Consider the following 21,446-nt stretch of genomic DNA (forward strand, 5'->3'; position numbering starts at 1 on the left):
TAATAAACATTCTTATAACAAAAAAGCGCAACCTATTCAGGTTGCGCTTTTTTGTTAGTAAGCAATCTTACTGCTCTACGGTTATCTCATTTGATTCTTTAGCTTTACCTTGCTCAATGGAAATTTCAACTCGGCGGTTTCGAGTTCGATTCTCATTGGTGTCATTGGGTACTAGCGGCCGATTTGACGCCTCACCGACAACCTTCATTCGAGTTTCATCAAACCCAGATACACGTCTTAATTCATCTGCAACAGCAACTGCACGTTGGCTCGATAGCTCCCAGTTAGAACTGTATAACTCGTTACTAATGTGGGCGCCATCAGTATGGCCAGATACCGTCACAATACCAGGAACATCTTTAAGTAACGTACCAATAGAGCGAACAATAGGTTTAAATTTAGGTTGTAAAAAACCAGAACCAGAAGCGAACGAGCCTTTTTCACGAATGCGAATAATAATTTGTTGGCCCAGTGATTCAATTTCAATGGCACCATCAACGATTTCTTCGTTGAGCTTTTCAGCCATTTTTTTCACTTGTTCATTAATATTTTCTTGTGCAGAAGCGGCATCTTTTTTCACAGCCTCAGCTTCTTGCTGCGCCGTTGCAGCTGCATTACCACCACGTTGATCACCACTTTGCTTTTGAGTGCCACCCGCGCTGTCTTCCTCGCCGGCTTGATATTCAATCGTCGGCTGGGTCATTTCGTTAGTCTGCTGATTAATAATCTCAATCGGCGTGGGATCGGGTCTACCAGGACGAAACTCAAGTGCAATAACTGATGTTCCTTTAGGAATATCTTTCACTTCAACTTTGTTTTGCACCCCAAATGCGTACTTCATCGAGCCTGCAATTTGCTTAAACTTCATGACGTCCATTTCGGAAAACGCCAGCAATAAAACAAAGAAACACATAAGTAGCGACATTAAGTCAGCAAAGGTTGCCAGCCACATAGGGGCGCCAGCCGGTGGACAATCACACTTGGCCTTAGCCATGAGTTACTCTCCGTCCGTTGTATCAATTTTGCGTTGTTTCTCTGCAAGGTAGTTCTTTAGAAAACCTTCAATAACTCGAGGGTTTTGTCCATCTTGAATCGCCAATACGGCATCCATAATTAAATTACGGTTCAACAGTTCTTCGCCCATGCGCAGTGACAATTTATCGGCCATAGGTATTGCAATCATGTTTGCAATAACAGCACCGTAAAGCGTGGTTAACAACGCAACCGCCATGGAAGGACCAATGGATTTAGGGTCATCCATGTTTGACAACATTGCGACTAAGCCTACAAGTGTACCAATCATACCCATAGCTGGAGCAACATCGCCCATGGCCTTAAAGATACCAATACCAGTTTTGTGGCGGTCCTCAGTTAAGGCAATGTCTTTTTCTAGCGCATTACGCACAACATCACCATCATGACCGTCCACCAACATATCAACGGCTTTTTGCATAAAAGTATTGGTAATGACCGCTTCTTCTAAGGCTAAAAAGCCGCCTTTACGAGCTGCATCGGCCATGGTGACAGATTGTTCAATCAAGTCTTCAGGCTTATCTATTTTAAACATAAAGGCTTTCATGCCGATCTTTATCGAACCTAAAAATTGCTTTAGGTTAAACTTCATCATCACAACAAATAAGGAGCCAGCAACAACAATCAAAATGGATGGGACATCAATAAATAAACCAATACCACCACTGGTCACCATTGCACCAATAATAAACGCAAACGCGCCGATAATACCTATTAGGGTAGCTAAATCCACAACCTCTCCTCAATCGCAGTGATGACTCTGCTTTATTGTGCGCTTTATAAGTGCAATTTATAATGACGTTTTAGCACGTTTAACTTCGATAATAAGCAATCTTAAGCTCAATCGTTATGCATTATTGCAAAAGTTGCAATACTCTCTTTAAATAACATGATGGTATCAATCTAACAGCAGTTTACGCTATTGATTGAAAATCTTAACTCTTTATCGGACAAAGTCAGCTCAAGTTTAGCCCGTTTTTAAGGTTTCTAAAAAAAATTCAACAACAAAGCGTGCTGTTGAGCAAATAACCAGCGACTGTATTTGACCGATACGCTGGGCTGATATACCTTGTCACACGCGCCGAGAGAGGAATATTAACCGTGGCTAAAAAACCAGAAAATCTCAGTTTTGAACAATCTTTGACAGAGCTCGAAACTATTGTAGCTCACTTAGAGCAAGGTGAAGTCTCACTAGATGACGCGCTCAAACAATTTGAACGCGGTATTACCTTAGTGCGCCAGAGCCAAACTAAGCTAGAACAAGCCCAACAAAAAGTGTCTATTTTATTAAATGAAAATGATGTTGATTTAGCACCATTTTCAGTCGAAAGTGAATAATCGTCAATCCTTTAGGTTGAATTATAGGTCTTGATACGTGTTAGCTGAAGCGATAAAAACTTACCAAAAACGAGTTGATGCTGTACTGAATGAGCATTTAAATCAACTTGATGCTGCCGCGCCTCACCTAAAAGCGGCCATGTTGCATGGCGCCTTATTAGGCGGTAAACGTATTAGACCTTTTTTGGTTTACAGTGTCGGTGACATGCTAGGTGTCAATATTGACGCTCTGGACAAAGCTGCTGCGGCAATTGAATGTATTCATGCTTATTCATTAATACACGATGACTTACCCGCAATGGACAATGATGCGCTCCGTCGTGGTCAGCCGACCGTTCATGTTGCCTTTGATGAGGCTACTGCCATTTTAGCCGGTGATGCCTTGCAAACTCTAGCGTTTGAGATTATTACCGCGCCATGTGAAACACTAACCGCAAGCCAGCAATTAGCCATGGTAAGTGCGTTAGCCAAAGCATCGGGTTATCAAGGAATGTGTGGTGGCCAGGCGATTGATCTTAGCGCCACCAATCACAGTATAAATTTACAACGCTTAACAGAATTACATAATAAAAAAACAGGTGCTTTGATTAGTTGTGCCGTTGAACTTGCATTAATAACAGCCAATGTTCCAAAAGAGCAGTATCTATTAATGATGCAATACGCTCAATCACTAGGATTAGCATTTCAAGTTCAGGACGATATTTTAGATATTACCGCAAGCACGGAAGAGCTTGGAAAACCTCAAGGCAGTGATGAGCAATCCAATAAAAGCACCTTCCCTAAACTACTGGGTCTTGATGGTGCAAAGGCCTGCGCAGAACAACTAATACAAGATGCACTATCAGCGCTGACTAAATTGCCATACAATAGCCAGTTAATTGCAGACTTCGCCCGTTATATTATTGAGCGAAGATTATAATAAGAGTCAGAATATCTCGCTATGAGTTTCGATATTTCTAAATTCCCAGTACTAGCTCAAGCTAATACACCAGAAGAATTAAAGAAGTTACCGCAAGGTTTACTTCCACAAGTGTCTGATGAACTTAGACAATTCTTACTTCAGTCTGTTGGTATTTCCAGCGGACATTTTGCGTCTGGCTTAGGCACAGTAGAATTAACTGTGGCACTTCATTATGTCTATAACACCCCATTTGACCGTTTAATATGGGATGTTGGTCATCAAGCCTACCCACATAAAATCTTAACGGATCGCCGTGAGCGTATGCATACCATTAGACAAAAAAATGGTCTGCATCCTTTTCCCTGGCGTGAAGAAAGTCAATACGATACCTTTAGCGTTGGCCACTCTGGTACATCAATTAGTGCTGCATTAGCTATGGCTGTTGCCGCAGACAAAGAAGCCGCTGGACGTAAAGTTGTGGCTGTGATCGGTGATGGTGCAATGACTGGCGGCATGGTATTTGAAGCCATGAACCACGCTGGTGATCTGCATAAAGACATGCTCGTTGTGTTGAATGACAATGAAATGTCGATTTCAGAAAATGTTGGCGCTTTAAATAATCATTTAGCCCAATTGATGTCGGGACGCTTTTACACCACGATCCGCGAAAATAGTAAAAAAGTGCTTAAAGGCATGCCTGTCATTAAAGAAATGGCTAAGCGTACCGAAGAGCACCTTAAAGGCATGGTTGTTCCTGCTACGTTATTTGAAGAGCTCGGTTTTAATTACATTGGCCCAATTGATGGGCACGATGTGGATTCGCTGGTAGAAACCTTGCGTAATATGCGCAACCTTAAAGGCCCTCAAATGCTGCACATCATGACCAAAAAAGGTCGTGGTTATGAACCTGCAGAGAAAGATCCTATCGGTTGGCATGCTGTGCCTAAATTTGACCCTAGCCAATTTAAAAAACCTGCAACAAAACCCGGACTGCCTACCTTTTCCCAGGTTTTCGGTAAATGGTTATGTGACGTTGCAGCTCAAGATGACAAGTTAATGGCAATAACACCTGCAATGCGCGAAGGCTCAGGCATGGTTGAGTTTTCGCAGCGTTTTCCTGCACAATATTTTGATGCGGCTATTGCAGAGCAACATGCTGTGACACTAGGCGCCGGATTTGCTTGTGAAGGACTGAAGCCTGTTGTAGCGATTTACTCAACCTTTTTACAACGTGGCTATGATCAATTAATCCATGATGTTGCCTTACAACGACTACCAGTATTGTTTGCCATTGACCGTGGCGGTATTGTGGGAGCAGACGGCCCAACTCACCAAGGTGCATTCGATTTAAGCTTTATGCGCTGTATCCCTAACATGGTGATTATGGCGCCTTCCGATGAAAATGAATGTCGCCAAATGTTATACACTGGCTATTGCTACCAAGACGGCCCAACCGCTGTTCGTTATCCTCGAGGTAGTGCTACAGGAGCTGAACAAGTCGAGCAAATGACAACCTTACCTATTGGTAAAGGCCTGTTAAAACGTCAAGGCAAAAAAATTGTCATCATTAACTTTGGCACAACATTAGCCGCTGCATTAGAAGCCGCAGACCAACTTGATGCCAGTGTCGCAGATATGCGCTTTGTGAAGCCACTTGATGTTGATTTGCTAGCTGAGTTGGCGAATAGTCACGATGTCATTATTACTGTTGAAGAAAATGCAGTCATGGGTGGTGCAGGCTCTGGCGTGCTAGAAGCTCTACAACAAATGCGCATTATAAAACCGGTTTTATTAATAGGTTTACCTGATGAATTTATTAAACACGGTGCACCAGACGAAATCACATCAGAATTACAGCTTGATGCTGCTGGGATTTTAGCGCAAATTCAGGCATTTGTGGCATAGATAAGGTTAGTTTTAATTAGCTAGATTACATGATGACCATAAAAAAGGACTGATAATTCAGTCCTTTTTTTATTTCTATTTAACAGTGAAACGACTAAATGTTTATTTTCAACATCACGTTTCTATATAAGGTTATGCTCTAACTTCAACGGCTATGCTTCAACATCTACGCTATTACCGCCTTGTGAAACCATTACCATGGCTGGACGTAATAAACGGTCATTGAGTAAATACCCTTTCTGCATCACCATCATTACCGTGTTAGCTGGGAATTCAGCGCTCGGCTGCATACCAATAGCTTGATGATGATCAGGATTAAATGCTTCACCTTGAGGATTAACTTGGTTTACACCAAACTTCTCAACAGAAGTAAGGAACCCTTTCATCGTTAATTCAACACCTTCGTAGATAGCTTTAGTCGTCTCATTTTCAGGGTCTGTTCCCTGCAAAGCGCGCTCCATATTGTCAATTACTGGCAATAATTCATTAACGAACTTTTCTAAGGCAAATTTACGTGCTTGCTCAACATCTTTCGCAGCACGAGTGCGGATGTTTTGCGTTTCTGCAGCGGCACGCATCTCAACATCTTTACGCTCAGCCAATGCAGCTTGGGTTTCAGCTAATTGCTGTTCTAATTCTTCGATGCGAAAATTTGCTTGGGTCAATTCATCCATCAAACTTGCTTCATCAGCCACGACTTCAGGTGTTACCACTTCTTCCACTTGATCTTGCGGTGCGTTGTTCGATTCGTTGCTCATTTTCACTCCAGCTAAAAAAATGCAAAATTGGATATGCTATTAATGTGACTATTTACTGATTAATTAACAGCGATTATCACACTTTTAATAAGTTTGAGTATATTATGGGGATCAATTCTTATGTTTCAAGTCCTAAAGGCACAACAAACTCGAATATGACTAATTTGTTCAAAACAATCGGACTCATCGGCAAACCGCATCACGAAGGGACCAATCAAACCTTACGGCGATTGCATCATTGGCTCAGTGTTCAAGGCTTTAATGTGATTGTCGAAGAACGCGTCTCTGCAGAGTTAGGCCCTGATGTTTGCTCAATGGACTTACTCGAAATGGGTGAACATTGCGACTTAGCCATCGTCGTGGGTGGTGACGGTAATATGCTTGGGGCAGCCAGAGTACTAGCCCGATTTGATGTTGCGGTTATTGGCGTTAACCGTGGTAACCTGGGTTTTTTGACCGACTTGCCACCGGACAACTTTGAAGATGCATTATCAAAGGTGTTAGACGGTGAGTTTGAAACAGAGCATCGCTTTTTACTTGAAGCTGAAGTGCATCGACACGGTAAGACAATCGCAAGTAATACAGCAGTAAACGAAGCGGTATTGCACCCGGGTAAAATTGCTCACATGATTCAATTTGAAGTCTATATTGATGAGCAATTTATGTACAGCCAGCGAGCTGACGGCATGATTGTATCTACGCCAACGGGTTCAACCGCATATTCATTATCTGCTGGCGGTTCTATTTTAACCCCAAATTTACAAGCCATTATTTTAGTTCCGATGTTTCCTCATACCCTATCATGCCGCCCAATAGTGGTTGATGCCAGCTGTAATATTAAGCTCGTCGTATCACCGAATAATGACGAAAATCTTGAAGTGAGTTGTGACGGTCATGTGCATCTAGCCGTTTTGCCTGGAGATGAAATCTTTATTCGCCGCTCTAATGAACGTTTAAGATTAATTCATCCGAAAGGTCATAATTACTTCCATGTACTGCGAAATAAGTTAGGCTGGGGAAGTAAACTTTTTTAACTTTTGAACTAGCTCACACCTTCTCAAACGTTCGCGTGAAGCCCTTCACATTAACAACTACTAATAAACGTTATCTTAAGGCCAATCGTTCTTAACGCTTGGCCTTATTTTTATGATTATTTTCGTTCCCCAAAAACGTGATCTAAAACCAACATTCGAAATACAGCTATTGGACATAGATCCCACTTCGATAAGCAAACCCTGTTTCTCGAGTTTTAAATGATCTCGATCAACACTTTTAACACTTAAATAACGTCTATTACGCCCTAGTTAGCGAAAGTCTAACAAATAATAACAATTTAATACCCACTATAAGTGATACAGAGGTATACATGACATTTCTACAGTTACTAGCAAGCTTAACGCCCATTATCAGCGTAATGGTATTTTTAGTACTCATGCGCTTACCGGCATCCAAAGCAATGCCGATATCAATGATTGCGACAGGTCTGGCAGCAATCTTTATTTGGCAAATGGACACGATGCTTCTCGCAGCTTCCGTTGTCGAAGGACTTCTTTCAGCATTAACACCGCTTACCATTATTTTTGGGGCGGTGTTTTTGTTAAATACCTTAAAATATTCTGGCGCGATGGACACTATCCGCTCTGGATTTACCAATATTAGCGCTGATGCACGTGTGCAAGTGGTTATTATTTGCTGGCTATTTGGCTCATTTATTGAAGGCTCTGCAGGTTTTGGGACCCCTGCAGCAATTGGTGCACCATTACTCGTATTACTTGGCGTACCTCCAATTGCCGCCGCTGTGGTTGCTTTGATTGGTGACTCTACTGCAGTTTCATTTGGTGCAATCGGTTTACCCGTTTTATTTGGTATGGAACAGGGACTAACAGAAGGCGGCGTGAATATGGCGGCTGCGCAATTTGCTGAACATGGCGGTACCTTTGTGGGTTACGCGCAGTTTATTGCGAAGCACATGATCACCATCGATTTGATTACTGGCTCACTTATTCCATTAGTGATGGTATGTGTGTTAACGGGTTTCTTTGGCCGAAACAAATCAATTAAAGAAGGCTTACAAATTTGGAAGTTTGCCCTATTTGCAGGCTTTGCATTCACCATCCCAGCATGGTTAATTAACTACTTTGCAGGCCCAGAGTTCCCTTCTGTTATTGGTTCGCTTGTCGGTATGGCATTAGTTATCCCAGTGGCGAGAAAAGGCTGGTTACTCCCAGCACAACCTTGGTGTGACTTTAGTGAAAATGACAACAAAACAGAAGAAGAGTTAGCCATTGATGAAACACCGGTTAAGTTTTCGCAAATCGCAGCTTGGTCTCCTTATATCATCATGGCAGCGTTATTAGTTCTGTCTCGTGTTGTAGGGCCTTTCAAGAGCTGGTTAACCAGCTTCAACATTAGCTGGACAGGCTTACTCGGCACTGAGTTAAAAGCCGGTTTTGCCACTTTCTACGCCCCTGGTATTTTCTTTGTTGCCGTCTGCTTATTTGGTTTTGTGTTATTCAAAATGAAACCCAAAGCAATGAAGCAATCATTGACTGTGTCATGTAAATCAATGTTACCTACCATCATTTCATTAGGCGCATCTGTGCCTATGGTAAAAATCTTCCTTAACTCTGGCGAAAACGGAGCTGGCTTGGCTTCAATGCCTGTAGCACTTGCCGATTTACTCGCTAATAGCATGGGTGCGGTATGGGCTTGGGTATCGCCAGTGGTTGGGATTTTCGGTGCATTCCTTTCGGGGTCTGCCACTTTCTCAAACATGATGTTCTCTGGCTTACAATATTCTGTCGCCGATAACATTGGCATGAACCACGCGTTAGCGTTGGCACTACAAGGTATTGGCGCGAACGCCGGTAATATGATGTGTGTGATGAACGTTGTTGCTGCCGCTACTGTAGTTGGCATGGCTGGACGTGAGTCTGAAATCATTCGTAAAACGATGCCTATCGCCCTTGGTTATGCACTTGTTGCAGGCACCATTGCGGTTATCTGGGGCGGTTTTTAATTACTCAAATTCATATTGATAACGAAATACTCAAGCAGATTGGAGTTGTAGCCAACAATGTTACAACTCCAACATAAGAGTATAAAACAGTAGGCATAACTGCCTACACAACATTACAGTGTAAGAGAGCATGTTATGACTATAAACTATCAAGTGGTAATGGATATTTTAACGTCTCAATTAGGCAGCAAATGTGTTACCAATGATCCGGTTCGTCGCTTTGCTTGGTCTACCGACGCCAGTTATTTCCGTATCGTCCCTGAAATCGTCGTTCACGCAGATACCATAGAACAAGTAAAAATAACGTTAAACGTAGCAAGAGCACACAATGTACCGGTAACATTTCGCGCAGCAGGTACCAGTTTATCAGGCCAAGCTATTGGTGAAGGTATTTTGCTCATTCTTGGTCACGATGGTTTTAGAACTATTGAAATCAGCGAAGATAAATCCTCTATTTCGCTTGGTGCTGCTGTAATTGGGTCTGATGCCAACGCGGCATTAAAACCATTTAACAAGAAAATCGGCCCAGATCCTGCTACCCTCGCCTCAGCACAAGTCGGTGGTATGGTTGCTAACAATGCCTCGGGAATGTGTTGTGGTACGGCGCAAAACAGCTATCAAACCATTAAGTCTGCAAAGCTGATGCTTGCTGATGGTACCGAGTTAGATACCGGTTGTCCGCACTCTAAAGCTGCATTCAGCCAATCGCATTCGATGCTTTTAGCTGCGTTAACTGATTTATCGCAGTTAACCCAAAATAACCCAACACTATCAGCGCGTATTCGTAAGAAATTCTCGATTAAGAACACGACGGGTTATAGCATCAATTCTTTAGTCGATTTTAATGACCCTTTTGACATCATCAATCACCTTATTGTTGGTTCTGAAGGTACATTGGCGTTTGTTAATGAAATCACTTATCACACGGTAGAAGAAGCGCAATTTAAAGCGTCTGCCATGGCAGTGTTTTTCAATATGGAAGACGCTGCAAGCTCAATCCCGCTCATTAAAGGTGACAGTGTTGCTGCAGCTGAATTACTCGATTGGGCCTCAATTAAATCAGTGACAGGCAAAACCGGCATGCCTGAATGGCTAAGCCAGTTACCTGAAGGCTCTGCTATTTTGTTGATTGAATCACGCGCAAATGATTCTCAAACACTCGATAGCTATACCAATGACGTGATCCAAAAAATTGCACACATTAAAACCGAACGTCCGATTGAGTTCAGTAAAGATCCTGCGGTATTTGGCCAGTATTGGGCAATGCGTTCGGGCTTGTTCCCTATTATTGGTGGTGCACGCCCTAAAGGAACATCAGTTATTATTGAAGATGTGGCGTTTGAGCTTGAACATTTAGCGAGCGCAGCTGCAGATTTAACTGCGTTATTCCATAAGCATGGATACCCAGAAGGGGTGATTTACGGCCATGCACTTGCGGGTAACTTCCACTTTATCATAACCCCTACGTTTGCTTCGCAAGGCGATATCGATCGTTTCCATGCCTTTATGCAAGATGTCGCTGATATGGTCATCAATAAATACGATGGTTCGATGAAAGCGGAACATGGTACTGGACGTGCTGTCGCACCATTTGTGGAAATGGAATGGGGTAGCGATGCTTACACCCTTATGAAGCAAATTAAACAAATTTTTGATCCGAGCGGCTTGCTCAACCCAGGTGTTATTTTAAACAACGACGCACAAGTCCATGTCAAAAATATTAAACCATGCCCTGTAGTAGATGACTTTGTCGATAAATGTATTGAATGTGGTTTCTGCGAAAAGACCTGTCCAACATCGGCACTTAACTTCTCTCCACGTCAACGTATAGCAGTATTACGTGAGATTGAACGCCTAGAACAGTCAGGTGACAAAAAAGCGGCAGCAGAAATGCGTGCCAGCTCGAAGTACGATGTTATCGACACCTGTGCTGCTTGTCAGTTATGTACTATCGCCTGCCCTGTTGATAACAGCATGGGTCAGTTAGTACGTAAATTACGTACCCCTTATATCACCACTACAGAACAAAAAGTACTCGACTTCCAAGCGAAGCATTTTGGTGCTGTAAACCAGGTGATTAGTACTGGGTTTGATATTCTTGGCATTCTTCATAAAGTGACCGGTGACACTATCACCAACTCACTGATGAATGCGGGTAGAATGATCACTAAAGAAGTACCCTATTGGAATCCAGATTTTCCAAAAGGTGGTAAAGTCGCTAAGCCATCGCCTCATAAACCGGGCCAGCAAACGGTATTATACTTCCCTGCTTGTGGCGGCAGAACCTTTGGGCCAACACCAAAAGATCCTGATAACCGCACCTTACCAGAAGTGGTTATTACCTTACTCGAACGTGCCGGTTACAACGTGATTATCCCAGATAATACTCGTCATTTATGCTGTGGCCAGATGTGGGAATCAAAAGGTGATTTTAAAAATGCCGACGCTAAACGTGATGAACTCATTGATGCGTTAAGCAAGCTATCTGACAACGGAAAAGTGCCTGTTGTAGTTGATGCCTTGTCTTGTACTTATCGTACGTTAACTGGCAACTCTAAAGTAGCCATTACAGACTTAGTCGAGTTTATGCACGATAATTTGCTACCCAACATGACCATCACTAAAAAATCTAACGTCACCTTACACCAAGGCTGTAGTGCCCGTAAGATGAAGCTAGAACCTAAACAACAAGCGATTGCCGATGCATGTGCTAAACATGTTGTATTACCAGCAGGTATTACGTGTTGCGGTTATGCGGGAGAAAAAGGCTTGTACAAGCCTGAAATCAACGCCAGCGCCTTACGTAATATCAAAAAACTCATTCCAGCGGAAACCAAAGAAGGGTATTACGCTAACAGAATGTGTGAAGTAGGGTTAACCCAACACAGTGGTATTTCATATCGACACTTAGCGTATTTGTTAGAGGAATGTACTCGCTAATCTGCAGAGTATTGTTAACCTCTTAAACGCAAAATGGGCATTGATTATTTATCAATGCCCATTTTTATTGGATTATTGCTAATTGATCAGCTCAATAGCATTCAAATAACTGTTGTTGAAGTGTGCCACCATCAAGCGGTTTGTCGCTAATGATCTCGATACGCGAATCAAGGGCATCATCTAATTCGTCGAGAGTTAATTTATCATCAACCATATTGACACTTAGAATGCCGTCAAAGGTAATGACAATGGCTTTTAATCTGATTACATTTAGCAACTTTACAGAGTCAATCCATACCATAAAACGGTCAAAATCAACACTGCGCTGGCTGTCTAAAACCCAACCGTAGCTAAAACAGCCCTCACCTTGATTAGTTTTGTAAATATAGCCCTGCTCAGCTAGCTGTTGTTGTAATTTATCGCCACCTTGAGTTGATGTAGCCATAGGCAATAACCATTGATCTGCCGTTCGAGAAAGCAAGCTGGTAGGCTTGGACTCTGACATGATGCTAGCCGTCGCTCGGCCACTAGGCTGATTTAATATGGCGATCAGCTGTTCTACTTGCCCTTTTTGGCTAAAATAATCATCACTCTTAATAATCGGCGTTTCCGCTCTATCCAATCTAGCCATCAATTCGATTAAGTGTTGCTGTTCTTGCTCACCATATTGTTGAGCTTTGTTAGCAATCACAGTGTCGGCTATCTGCAATTGTTGGATAAAAATATCATGGCTATTATAGCGGCTGTCACTGACCTTACGTGCATCGACTAAACACACTGTAGTTTGTACCTTTATCACCTGTTGCAAATGCGGCACTTGTAATAATTTAACGATTTCAGCTGGGTGGCCAAGTCCGGTAGGTTCAATCAATAATCTATCAGGCTTAGCCTGTTGAATAATTTGATTTATTGCAACTTGGGTTGGCACTCCAGCCGCGCAGCAAAGACAACCACCAGGGACTTCTTTAATCACGACTTTAGTTGCTGTAGAGCCGGCATTGAGTAAACCACCGTCAATGCCAATCTCGCCAAATTCATTGACTAAAACCGCCCACACTTCATGCTCGGGTTTATTGGCCAGCAACGCTTTAATGAGCGTAGTTTTACCTACCCCCAAAAAACCGGTGATAATATTCGTTTTTATCGGTTTAGTGATCACTTTTTAACTTTCGCAGCGTATTTACCTTTACGCATTGGTTTTGCGGCGCCTTGAGGCGGTTTTCCGCGTTTATGCTTAAAGGCTTTCTTTGGTTTTTCAGGGCTGACATCTCGATATCTAGCAGGCAATGGCGCTCCTTCCTCATAACCAGTTGGAGTCAGTGCAGGTAACGTTTGGCCAATAAGCTGTTCAATATCACTGAGTAATTCAAGTTCTTGTGGGCTCACTAAAGAAATAGCTTCACCAGCCAACCCTGCACGACCCGTACGGCCAACACGATGAACATAATCTTCACATTCTTCAGGCAGTTCAAAGTTAATTACACGTGGTAATGCCTGAATATCCAGGCCTCGAGCGGCTAAGTCGGTAGCAATTAATACTCGCAATTGGCCGGCCTTAAATTCTTCTAGGGCACGATTACGTGCACCTTGACTCTTATCACCATGGAATACGGCTGATTTAATCCCATCCAATGACAACTCACGGAATAAATGTTCAGCCGTTTCTTTACGGCTGGTAAAAACCATCACTTGTTGCCAATTGTGTTTACCAATAAGTTCAGACAATAGCTCGGCTTTACGACGAGCATCCACTTTATAGACTTGCTGAGCGACATTCGCAGCCGTCGTGTGAGTTTCAACATGGACATATTCAGGTTGATTAAGCATTTTAGCCGCAAGACTTTTTACATCGTCAGAAAAGGTGGCAGAAAACATCATGGTTTGATGCTGCTTCGCAATTAGGCGTTTTACTTTTTCGATGTCTTTAACAAAACCTAAGTCAAGCATACGGTCGGCTTCATCTATCACCAGATGCGTCACAAATGATAAATCCAATTCATGTTGGCCAATGATGTCAAATAGGCGCCCAGGAGTTGCAACTAACACATCAACGCCCTGTTCTAAGGTTTTACGCTGTGGATTAATGCTGGCACCGCCGTAAACAGCTAAGCTAGAAAGGTCGCTAAATTGACTGTACTTAATCAGGTTTTGTTCTATTTGAATCGCAAGCTCACGAGTCGGCGTCATGATGAGCACGCGCAAGCGCTGGCCGGGAATAATATCGGCTATAGGCTGTTGTAATAATTGATGTAAAAGTGGCAACGCAAATGCAGCTGTTTTACCTGTGCCAGTTTCGGCACTGGCCAACACATCCTGGCCATTGAGCGCTAGTGGGATCACCGCTTGTTGGACAGGTGTTGCGGTGTGATAACCAGATTGATCAATCGCATCTAATAATAATTGCGATAACCCTAGCGAAGTAAATGACATAACAGACTCAGTAAACAATGAAATAGGATGCTATTGTATACTAATCTAAAGCGCATTAACTATTTCAATTATATCTCGCATTACGCTATTAATTGGCGTATGTCGCTATCAATAACACTTTAATTCGAACTAGATTCAAGCAAAAAATAAGCAGTCCTTAATTTGTGACAAGTTCATCCGACAGCCTTGGCACAACATATTGTTGCATATATTTCTTTTCAAAATCCTCGCTACATAAGGCATGTGAAAACAAATAACCTTGGCCATAATCGCATCCAGCAAACTCAAGTAAGCTTCGCTGTTGTTCGGTTTCGATCCCTTCGGCAATCACTTTCATGCCTAATTTATGTGCCATTACGATAATGGCTTCACACAAACTTAAATCATTACTGTCAGGGGCTAAATTATTGACAAAAGATTTATCAATTTTAAGATAATCGATATTGAATTTTCGTAAATAGGATAACGATGAATAACCGGTACCAAAGTCATCTAACGACACTTCAAGCCCCGCCTCGCGGTAAGCTAAAAGCTTAGCTTCAACGTTTTGTTCTTTTTCTAACAACAACCCTTCGGTAATTTCAATACAGATACTTTTTGCATCAACATGTTGCTCAGACATTTGCGATAACCAATCGTTTACGTCTGTGGTTTCATCTCTAAATTGTATCGGAGATTTATTAATACTTATCTGAATATCCGCATTGAACTGTTTTTTCCATTTAGCAGATTGTGTCACGGCCTGACTAAACACCCAGTTACCAATTTCGATAATCATCCCGGTCTCTTCTGCGATAGGGATAAACTCCGCTGGCGAAATAAATCCCATCGTAGGATGATTCCATCGGATCAGCGCTTCTACCTTGACGATATGCTCACTGCTTAACTCAACAATAGGTTGGTAATACAGTTCAAATTGCTGTTGTAGCACCGCATTTTTTAGCTCTTGCACTAGTTGCATGCGTTTTTGGGCATCACTTTGCATTGCTGGAGTGAAATAATTAAACCGATTTCGGCCATGTGATTTTGCAGAATACATAGCTTGATCGGCATTTTTTAGAAGCGCTTCTGTGGTGGTGGCATCATCGGGGAACAAAGTAATACCAATACTGCCGCTTATGTAGGCTGTCTGTTGTCCTAATGTATAAGGTTCAGCTAGGCGTTTAAGTATTTGGCTCGCAACGCGCTCGACACCATGATTATGATCAAGATTGGTTAATACGATGGTAAATTCATCGCCACCTAAACGCGCCACGACATCTGACTCTCGTACGCAGCTTTTAAGGCGTTCTGCGGTTTCTAACAACAATACATCACCCATATCGTGGCCTAATGTGTCATTGATTTCTTTAAAGTAATCTAAGTCTAAAAACATCAAAGCAAAGTGATTATGCTGTCGGTCGCTATGTTGGACTTCTTTAGTCAAAAACTCTAATAACATCCTACGGTTAGGTAAGCCAGTAAGTGCATCATAGTTCGCTTGGCGCCAAATAAGCTCTTCCGTTTGTTTTTTCTCGGTAATATCAGAAAATAGCGCAACAAAACGAGCAGACTGATTTTTTGTTTGGCTAATTGAGTTTATCGTTAATAGGATCAGGTAGTTTTCACCATTTTTACGCCGCATCCATACCTCACCCTGCCAACGACCGAGTTGCTTCAGCTGTTTATCTAGCTGGTCGTAAAAGCTCTTCGGTTGTAATTCAGATTGGAATACACGTAAACTTTGACCTTTGATATCTTCCTTGTTAAACCCAGTAATCATTGAAAATGCAGGATTTGAGTCAACAATTATTCCATCGGATGTAAATACACTCATCGCCTCACTAGAATTTTGGTATACAGACGCCGCAATACTTAACGACGCCTCGACCTGTTTAATATCGGTAATATCACTTAAAGTGCCACACACTCGCAGTGGTTTTCCTCGCTCATCGATATCAACGACCTTCCCAGTTTGTAATATCCATCGAGTTTCCCCCCATAGATTAATCAGTTGATACTCTATCTTTTGGCTGATACAACGGCCTTTACGAACATCGATAATTGACCGTAAAAAACGAATCCTATCTTGTGGATCAATCGCATCAACCCAAATTTTTGGGGTTTGATTTAATTCTTCCATCGAACAACAGAGAATATCAGCACTATAACGGTTAATCTGCATGGCTCGATTGGCAACGTCCCAATCCCAAACCCCCAGCTCACTGCTGTCGAGCACTAAATCTAATTGCTCTTTACTTTGCAATAATGCTTTCTCAGCTTTTTTCTGTTTAGTAATATCAAGGAAACCAGCAATTACCAAAAAACCGTTATTTTCGACATTACGTCGGCACGTTATAGTGATATGGGTATAAACAATAGAACCGTCTTTGGCCACAAAACGTTTATCCATTTCATACTCATCAATATCCCCCTTAACCATCTTGTCGTATAACAGTAAGTCTTTATTTAAATCATCTGGGTAAGTTAATTCGACCCAGGTACGGGCTTTTAACTCACTCTCACTGTAGCCAAACATTTGGCACAAATAAGGATTAACTTTAAGCCAGTATTTAGCTTTCGACGTAATTGATATACCAATATTACCGATGTCGAATTGATTTTTAAAAAGAAAATCTTCTTGAAGCTTTACCTGCATATCACGTTCGCGAAACACAATTTGAGCCAGTAAGTGACCGATTACCATCGTTAATAGCGGAAATATGATTAAGATGGGCAGTGCAATATGCAAAAGCGTATCAATGGCTTGATTTAGCGGTAATAACAGTAACGATGACAACAATACAAGATGGACTATTATACCGAATGTATAAAATGCCCATTTGCTAATTTGATCTAGGTGGTCTTTACGGTAATGGTTCCAGGCCACGCCAATAAAGCCACTGCAAAACAACATCAAAATGCCCACCAAAGCACCAGTTCCACCCTGGTTATATCGATATAACGCCATGCAAACAGAAGCTATGATAGTTGGGATAAATCCAAAAAATAATCCCGACAGGCTTAACAATACAGAACGAGTATCAAACAATACCCCTTCTTGGAAAGCCAATGGATTCATCATAATAATCACACCGATGATACCAATCAGCGCGCCCATACTAAATTGCCATGCAAATAAGTGAGATTTACGTTGGTGGGAAGGAAAAAGCGAATACAGATACACCAACGCTAACAGCAGCGCGGCATTTTCGAAAAAAGAGAAAAAAACATTCAGATTGATCATCTACACATTCCCTTAAGCATCCTTAACAAACTCATTTGCATCCTAGCAGTCTTTAATTAGTGTAGCAGAATCAAACTAATAACATGATTCTTTTGCTCTTTATACCGTATGAGCAGTGATAAATAAATCCCATTAATGGTTTAATCCAGATCTAATATCGATATACATAAAAAGTATACCTTACACGGTTAATATTGAAGCATACCAAACCACGATAACATTCAGCAATTTAGCCTCAATACAGCCACAAAGATGACAGGGATCACAATTAATCAGCTAAACATCGATTATGTAGTAAAAGCACATACATTTAATGCGTTGTAGATCCATATTTAGAGGTAAATCACACAATATTCTTAACCATATTGGTACTTTTACTACAGAGAAAATTTAAAATTAAAATATAGGGGTACAACTTATGGCGACTAAATTCTTTATTCCAAGCGTCAACATTCTTGGTCAAGGTAGTGTAGATGAGGCGATTAATGATATTAAAGCATTAGGCTTTACAAAGGCATTAATTGTAACTGATAAACCATTAGTCAGTATTGGCCTTGTGGCGAGAGTACAAGACAAACTCAATACCAAGGGTATTGAAGTGGTGATCTTCGACGGCGTGCAACCAAATCCAACGACAGGTAATGTTACTGCAGGCCTTGCTTTACTGACCAGTAATCAATGTGATTTTATCATCTCATTAGGTGGTGGTTCACCGCATGATTGTGCTAAAGGTATCGCGCTTGTGGCGACCAATGGCGGCCAGATTAAAGACTACGAAGGTGTTGATGTATCTACAAAACCGCAAATGCCTCTTGTTGCCATTAACACGACTGCCGGCACTGCAAGTGAAATGACTCGTTTTTGTATTATTACCGACGAAGCAAGACACATTAAAATGGCCATCGTTGATAAAAATACCACACCGATTTTATCAGTAAACGATCCTGAACTTATGCTAGAAAAGCCTGCATCACTCACAGCAGCAACGGGAATGGACGCGCTGACTCATGCTATTGAAGCCTATGTTTCTATCGCCGCAACTCCAATAACTGATGCCTGTGCAATTAAAGCGATCGAACTGATCAAAGCAAATTTAGTCAATGCCGTTAAAAAAGGCGACGACATTAATGCAAGAGAGCAAATGGCCTATGCCCAATTCCTAGCTGGTATGGCATTCAATAATGCCAGTTTAGGTTATGTACATGCTATGGCACATCAACTTGGTGGATTCTATGATTTACCACACGGTGTATGTAACGCTCTATTGCTACCACATGTGCAAGCGTACAACGCTAAAGTGGTCCCTGAACGTTTAAGTGATGTTGCTAAAGCAATGGGGGTTGATGTCAGCTCGCTCACAGCAGAACAAGGTGCTAATGCAGCAATTGAAGCCATCAAAACATTATCTGTAGCCGTTAATATTCCAGCAAATTTAACCGAATTAGGTGTAAAAGCAGAAGATATACCAACGCTAGCAGATAATGCCTTAAAAGATGCTTGTGGCTTTACGAATCCTAAACAAGCTACGCATGAAGAAATCTGTCAGATTTTTACTAACGCACTATAAAAACATCAATTTATACGAATGATTAGCACCATCAGACATCTGATGGTGCTATTTTTTTAACGGTATAAATACGATTATTTAAAACAAATATTCAACGATGACAATAGGTTATTTATAATTTAGTAAAAAGTGATGCATAGATCTAACTTCTCGAAATAACCGTTGACCAAAACAAAAAATAAGGACTATGATGAAACCACTTAGATAGCGAATAGGTAGGTAAATAATGACAGCAATCACTCATGTATATAATTACACCGTTCGATGCCCGCACTATAAAGAAAATGAACAACCAGCAACATGGCTCAACCATATCGAAGTTAATCAATCTTGTGAAATCGCGCTAGACCGCATCACCAAATGGCATAACCTTTCAGGTACAAAATCTTTTGAGCTTAAAGATTTTGTTGTGAGAAAAGCTGATAATGAAGAAGCTTATTTTGCCATGCAAAGTAGCCGTTTAAAGCACGATGGCCATGCGCTAGTCACCTTTAAAATATATTTAGATAACTGCTGCCAAGAAGCATCTCCAAATACGATAATGGAGCATTTAATCGAAGATTATCAAAACCGTATAGCTAAAGTTGAATAAGCATACAACATAGTTAAATAACACTTTGTATATTGATATAACGAATTCCTTGGAGCAAATAATCCCTTATTTGCTCCTTTTTTTTGGCATATTAAGCCGCATTGGCACGCATACCATGCGGAATAGGTAAACCATTTTCATTGATATTCACAAAGACCATTTTATCAATAAAAGCGATTGGGGCATGATTGACTTTATTACGAATTTTACAACGTACAGTCACTGAGCTTTGTCCGAGGCTCACAAGTTCAAAACCAAATTCAATAATGTCACCCACATATGCTGGCGCCATAAAGTTTATTTCGGAAATGACTTTAGCAATATGAAATTGGCTGCGCATTTGGCAACTGGCAAAAATGGTCGCCTCTTCATTCACCCAGCTCAATAGCTGTCCGCAGCATAAACTTTGACTGCTGTTAAGGTTAATTGGCATAACCATATGACGTGTAAAATATTTCATGATGACCTCGCGTGTTAATCCATTCATTTTATGCCATCAGGCATATACCTCATAATGAGTAGCAACGTTTAGGCCAATTATTTAATTGTTATTATTCAAGGGGATATTTTTGAAAGACAGCGTGTGAGATTGAAAATGCTCGAATTAAAGGCAATTACGCACCAAAAAAATACAAAGACCGCATGGCGGTCTCAATATGTAGAAGTGACTTTTATTACTTAGCGAGGAGAATCGCTTGCTTGAGTTCGTGTACAAATGTGTTGATGTCATGGCAGCTAATATCATTATGCGTCACTAAGCGTAATTGCTGACTACCACTGATTAATATACCTTTACGACTTAACGCATGAGCTAGCATACTGGGATTAATGTGTTCGGCCAGCTTAGCAAAAACCATATTGGTTTGAACGCTTTCAACATCGACATTCAGCTCAGCAATATCTTCCAGTAATAATGCCAAGGATTTAGCATTGTGATGATCTTCAGCTAAACGTTCTACTTGGTCAGTGATGGCTAACTTAGCCGCGGCAGCAATGATCCCAGCTTGTCTCATCCCACCGCCAAGCATTTTTCGCCACCGTGTCGCTTTTGCGATTAATCGCTCATCACCTAACAAAATCGAACCTATAGGCGCACACAAACCTTTAGATAAGCAAATAGAAACCGAGTCAAAGTATTGCGTAATGTCAGCAATCGCAATCCCCTGAGCCACGGCAGCATTAGCCACACGAGCACCATCAAGGTGTATTTTTAGACCGCGATTAAAGGCCAGTGTTTGCGCTTGTGCTAAATAATCTTGACCAAGTACCTTGCCGCCGATGGTGTTTTCTAAACTCAACAACCGAGTACGGGCAAAATGGATGTCATCGGGTTTAATTGCTGAGTCAATATCACTTAATAAAATACTACCATCTGCTTGATTATTCAGGGGTTGAGGTTGAATACTTCCCAGTACTGCCGCACCACCACCTTCAAATTTATAATTATGCGCTTGCTGACCACACAAATATTCATCGCCACGTTCACAATGAGCCATTAATGCTAACAAATTAGCTTGGGTGCCTGAACTAACAAATAATGCACCGTCAAAACCAAACATTTCAGCTGCCATGTCTTGCAAACTATTGACCGTGGGATCATCACCATAAACATCATCACCCACTTCAGCCTGCGCCATCGCCGCACGCATAGCTTGGGTAGGCTTAGTGACGGTATCACTTCGAAAATCAATCATGAAATACTCTATTTTATCAAAGGTGTATGGTTGAACTGTCAAAT

Annotated in this window: 16 protein-coding genes; 8 read left to right on the top strand and 8 right to left on the bottom strand. The window is 41.6% G+C overall.

Translation table 11 applies throughout. The features are described from left to right. Positions 1-67: 67 nt before the first annotated feature. Both IEY40_RS15860 and pomA read right to left on the bottom strand, forming a co-directional pair. A complete protein-coding gene (locus tag IEY40_RS15860) occupies positions 68-994 on the bottom strand; it encodes a flagellar motor protein MotB (RefSeq protein WP_188957867.1) in 927 nt (308 codons plus the stop codon). A 3-nt stretch (positions 995-997) separates the two neighbouring features. Next, positions 998-1,765, bottom strand: coding sequence for a flagellar motor protein PomA (gene pomA / locus IEY40_RS15865; RefSeq protein WP_188957869.1), 768 nt, complete (start codon positions 1,763-1,765; stop codon positions 998-1,000). Between the two features lie 368 nt (positions 1,766-2,133). Between pomA and xseB the strand changes: the two genes are divergently transcribed. From xseB to dxs, 3 genes are read left to right on the top strand one after another with little or no spacing between them, the layout of a single operon-like run. After that, positions 2,134-2,370, top strand: coding sequence for an exodeoxyribonuclease VII small subunit (gene xseB, locus IEY40_RS15870; protein WP_188957870.1), 237 nt, complete (start codon positions 2,134-2,136; stop codon positions 2,368-2,370). A gap of 37 nt (positions 2,371-2,407) precedes the next feature. Further along, positions 2,408-3,289: a (2E,6E)-farnesyl diphosphate synthase gene (ispA, locus tag IEY40_RS15875; protein WP_188957872.1), complete on the top strand. Its 882-nt coding sequence runs from the start codon at positions 2,408-2,410 to the stop codon at positions 3,287-3,289. Positions 3,290-3,310: 21 nt separating this feature from the next. After that, positions 3,311-5,176 (top strand): 1-deoxy-D-xylulose-5-phosphate synthase, encoded by a 1,866-nt coding sequence (gene dxs, locus IEY40_RS15880; RefSeq protein ID WP_188957874.1) that lies wholly within the window; start codon positions 3,311-3,313, stop codon positions 5,174-5,176. A gap of 152 nt (positions 5,177-5,328) precedes the next feature. On the opposite strand, the gene grpE is transcribed toward dxs, so the two are convergent. Continuing rightward, positions 5,329-5,934 carry a nucleotide exchange factor GrpE gene (gene grpE, locus IEY40_RS15885; RefSeq protein ID WP_188957876.1) on the bottom strand — a complete coding sequence of 202 codons (606 nt, stop codon included), beginning with the start codon at positions 5,932-5,934 and terminating at the stop codon, positions 5,329-5,331. Between the two features lie 155 nt (positions 5,935-6,089). On the opposite strand from grpE, the gene nadK reads away from it, so the two are divergent. The 3 genes from nadK to IEY40_RS15900 all read left to right on the top strand — a co-directional run bounded on the left by nadK (position 6,090) and on the right by IEY40_RS15900 (position 11,893). After that, entirely contained in the window at positions 6,090-6,968 is an 879-nt protein-coding gene (nadK, locus tag IEY40_RS15890) for an NAD(+) kinase (protein ID WP_188957878.1), read from the top strand. 332 nt (positions 6,969-7,300) lie between these two features. After that, positions 7,301-8,953 carry an L-lactate permease gene (locus tag IEY40_RS15895; protein WP_188957880.1) on the top strand — a complete coding sequence of 551 codons (1,653 nt, stop codon included), beginning with the start codon at positions 7,301-7,303 and terminating at the stop codon, positions 8,951-8,953. A gap of 135 nt (positions 8,954-9,088) precedes the next feature. Continuing rightward, a complete protein-coding gene (locus tag IEY40_RS15900; protein WP_188957882.1) occupies positions 9,089-11,893 on the top strand; it encodes an FAD-binding and (Fe-S)-binding domain-containing protein in 2,805 nt (934 codons plus the stop codon). Positions 11,894-11,984: 91 nt separating this feature from the next. Here IEY40_RS15900 and IEY40_RS15905 read toward each other — a convergent pair whose 3' ends face one another. The 3 genes from IEY40_RS15905 to IEY40_RS15915 all read right to left on the bottom strand — a co-directional run bounded on the left by IEY40_RS15905 (position 11,985) and on the right by IEY40_RS15915 (position 17,546). Then, positions 11,985-13,052, bottom strand: coding sequence for a CobW family GTP-binding protein (locus tag IEY40_RS15905; RefSeq protein ID WP_188957885.1), 1,068 nt, complete (start codon positions 13,050-13,052; stop codon positions 11,985-11,987). After that, positions 13,049-14,323 carry a DEAD/DEAH box helicase gene (locus tag IEY40_RS15910; RefSeq protein ID WP_188957887.1) on the bottom strand — a complete coding sequence of 425 codons (1,275 nt, stop codon included), beginning with the start codon at positions 14,321-14,323 and terminating at the stop codon, positions 13,049-13,051. The genes IEY40_RS15905 and IEY40_RS15910 overlap by 4 nt, the downstream gene beginning before the upstream one ends. A gap of 157 nt (positions 14,324-14,480) precedes the next feature. Continuing rightward, positions 14,481-17,546 carry an EAL domain-containing protein gene (locus IEY40_RS15915; protein WP_428848154.1) on the bottom strand — a complete coding sequence of 1,022 codons (3,066 nt, stop codon included), beginning with the start codon at positions 17,544-17,546 and terminating at the stop codon, positions 14,481-14,483. A 421-nt stretch (positions 17,547-17,967) separates the two neighbouring features. On the opposite strand from IEY40_RS15915, the gene yiaY reads away from it, so the two are divergent. Both yiaY and IEY40_RS15925 read left to right on the top strand, forming a co-directional pair. Then, a complete protein-coding gene (gene yiaY, locus IEY40_RS15920) occupies positions 17,968-19,116 on the top strand; it encodes an L-threonine dehydrogenase (RefSeq protein WP_188957891.1) in 1,149 nt (382 codons plus the stop codon). A 226-nt stretch (positions 19,117-19,342) separates the two neighbouring features. After that, a complete protein-coding gene (locus IEY40_RS15925) occupies positions 19,343-19,708 on the top strand; it encodes a cytoplasmic protein (protein ID WP_188957893.1) in 366 nt (121 codons plus the stop codon). Between the two features lie 91 nt (positions 19,709-19,799). On the opposite strand, the gene IEY40_RS15930 is transcribed toward IEY40_RS15925, so the two are convergent. Together IEY40_RS15930 and ltaE are read right to left on the bottom strand one after the other, a co-directional pair. Continuing rightward, complete coding sequence (locus IEY40_RS15930) at positions 19,800-20,168, bottom strand: acyl-CoA thioesterase (protein WP_160053957.1); 369 nt, start codon at positions 20,166-20,168, stop codon at positions 19,800-19,802. Positions 20,169-20,382: 214 nt separating this feature from the next. Beyond that, positions 20,383-21,402 carry a low-specificity L-threonine aldolase gene (ltaE, locus tag IEY40_RS15935; RefSeq protein WP_188957895.1) on the bottom strand — a complete coding sequence of 340 codons (1,020 nt, stop codon included), beginning with the start codon at positions 21,400-21,402 and terminating at the stop codon, positions 20,383-20,385. Between the last annotated feature and the right edge of the window lie 44 nt (positions 21,403-21,446).

Source organism: Shewanella ulleungensis (genome assembly GCF_014648315.1).
Classification (GTDB): Bacteria; Pseudomonadota; Gammaproteobacteria; order Enterobacterales; family Shewanellaceae; genus Shewanella; species Shewanella ulleungensis.

Bases quoted from the DNA above. Each gene is read 5' to 3' on its own strand.
- IEY40_RS15860 (WP_188957867.1), bottom strand. From the start codon at position 994: ATGGCTAAGGCCAAGTGTGATTGTCCACCGGCTGGCGCCCCTATGTGG.
- dxs (WP_188957874.1), top strand. From the start codon at position 3,311: ATGAGTTTCGATATTTCTAAATTCCCAGTACTAGCTCAAGCTAATACA.
- grpE (WP_188957876.1), bottom strand. From the start codon at position 5,934: ATGAGCAACGAATCGAACAACGCACCGCAAGATCAAGTGGAAGAAGTG.
- nadK (WP_188957878.1), top strand. From the start codon at position 6,090: ATGACTAATTTGTTCAAAACAATCGGACTCATCGGCAAACCGCATCAC.
- IEY40_RS15895 (WP_188957880.1), top strand. From the start codon at position 7,301: ATGACATTTCTACAGTTACTAGCAAGCTTAACGCCCATTATCAGCGTA.
- IEY40_RS15900 (WP_188957882.1), top strand. From the start codon at position 9,089: ATGACTATAAACTATCAAGTGGTAATGGATATTTTAACGTCTCAATTA.
- IEY40_RS15910 (WP_188957887.1), bottom strand. From the start codon at position 14,323: ATGTCATTTACTTCGCTAGGGTTATCGCAATTATTATTAGATGCGATT.
- yiaY (WP_188957891.1), top strand. From the start codon at position 17,968: ATGGCGACTAAATTCTTTATTCCAAGCGTCAACATTCTTGGTCAAGGT.
- IEY40_RS15925 (WP_188957893.1), top strand. From the start codon at position 19,343: ATGACAGCAATCACTCATGTATATAATTACACCGTTCGATGCCCGCAC.
- IEY40_RS15930 (WP_160053957.1), bottom strand. From the start codon at position 20,168: ATGAAATATTTTACACGTCATATGGTTATGCCAATTAACCTTAACAGC.
- ltaE (WP_188957895.1), bottom strand. From the start codon at position 21,402: ATGATTGATTTTCGAAGTGATACCGTCACTAAGCCTACCCAAGCTATG.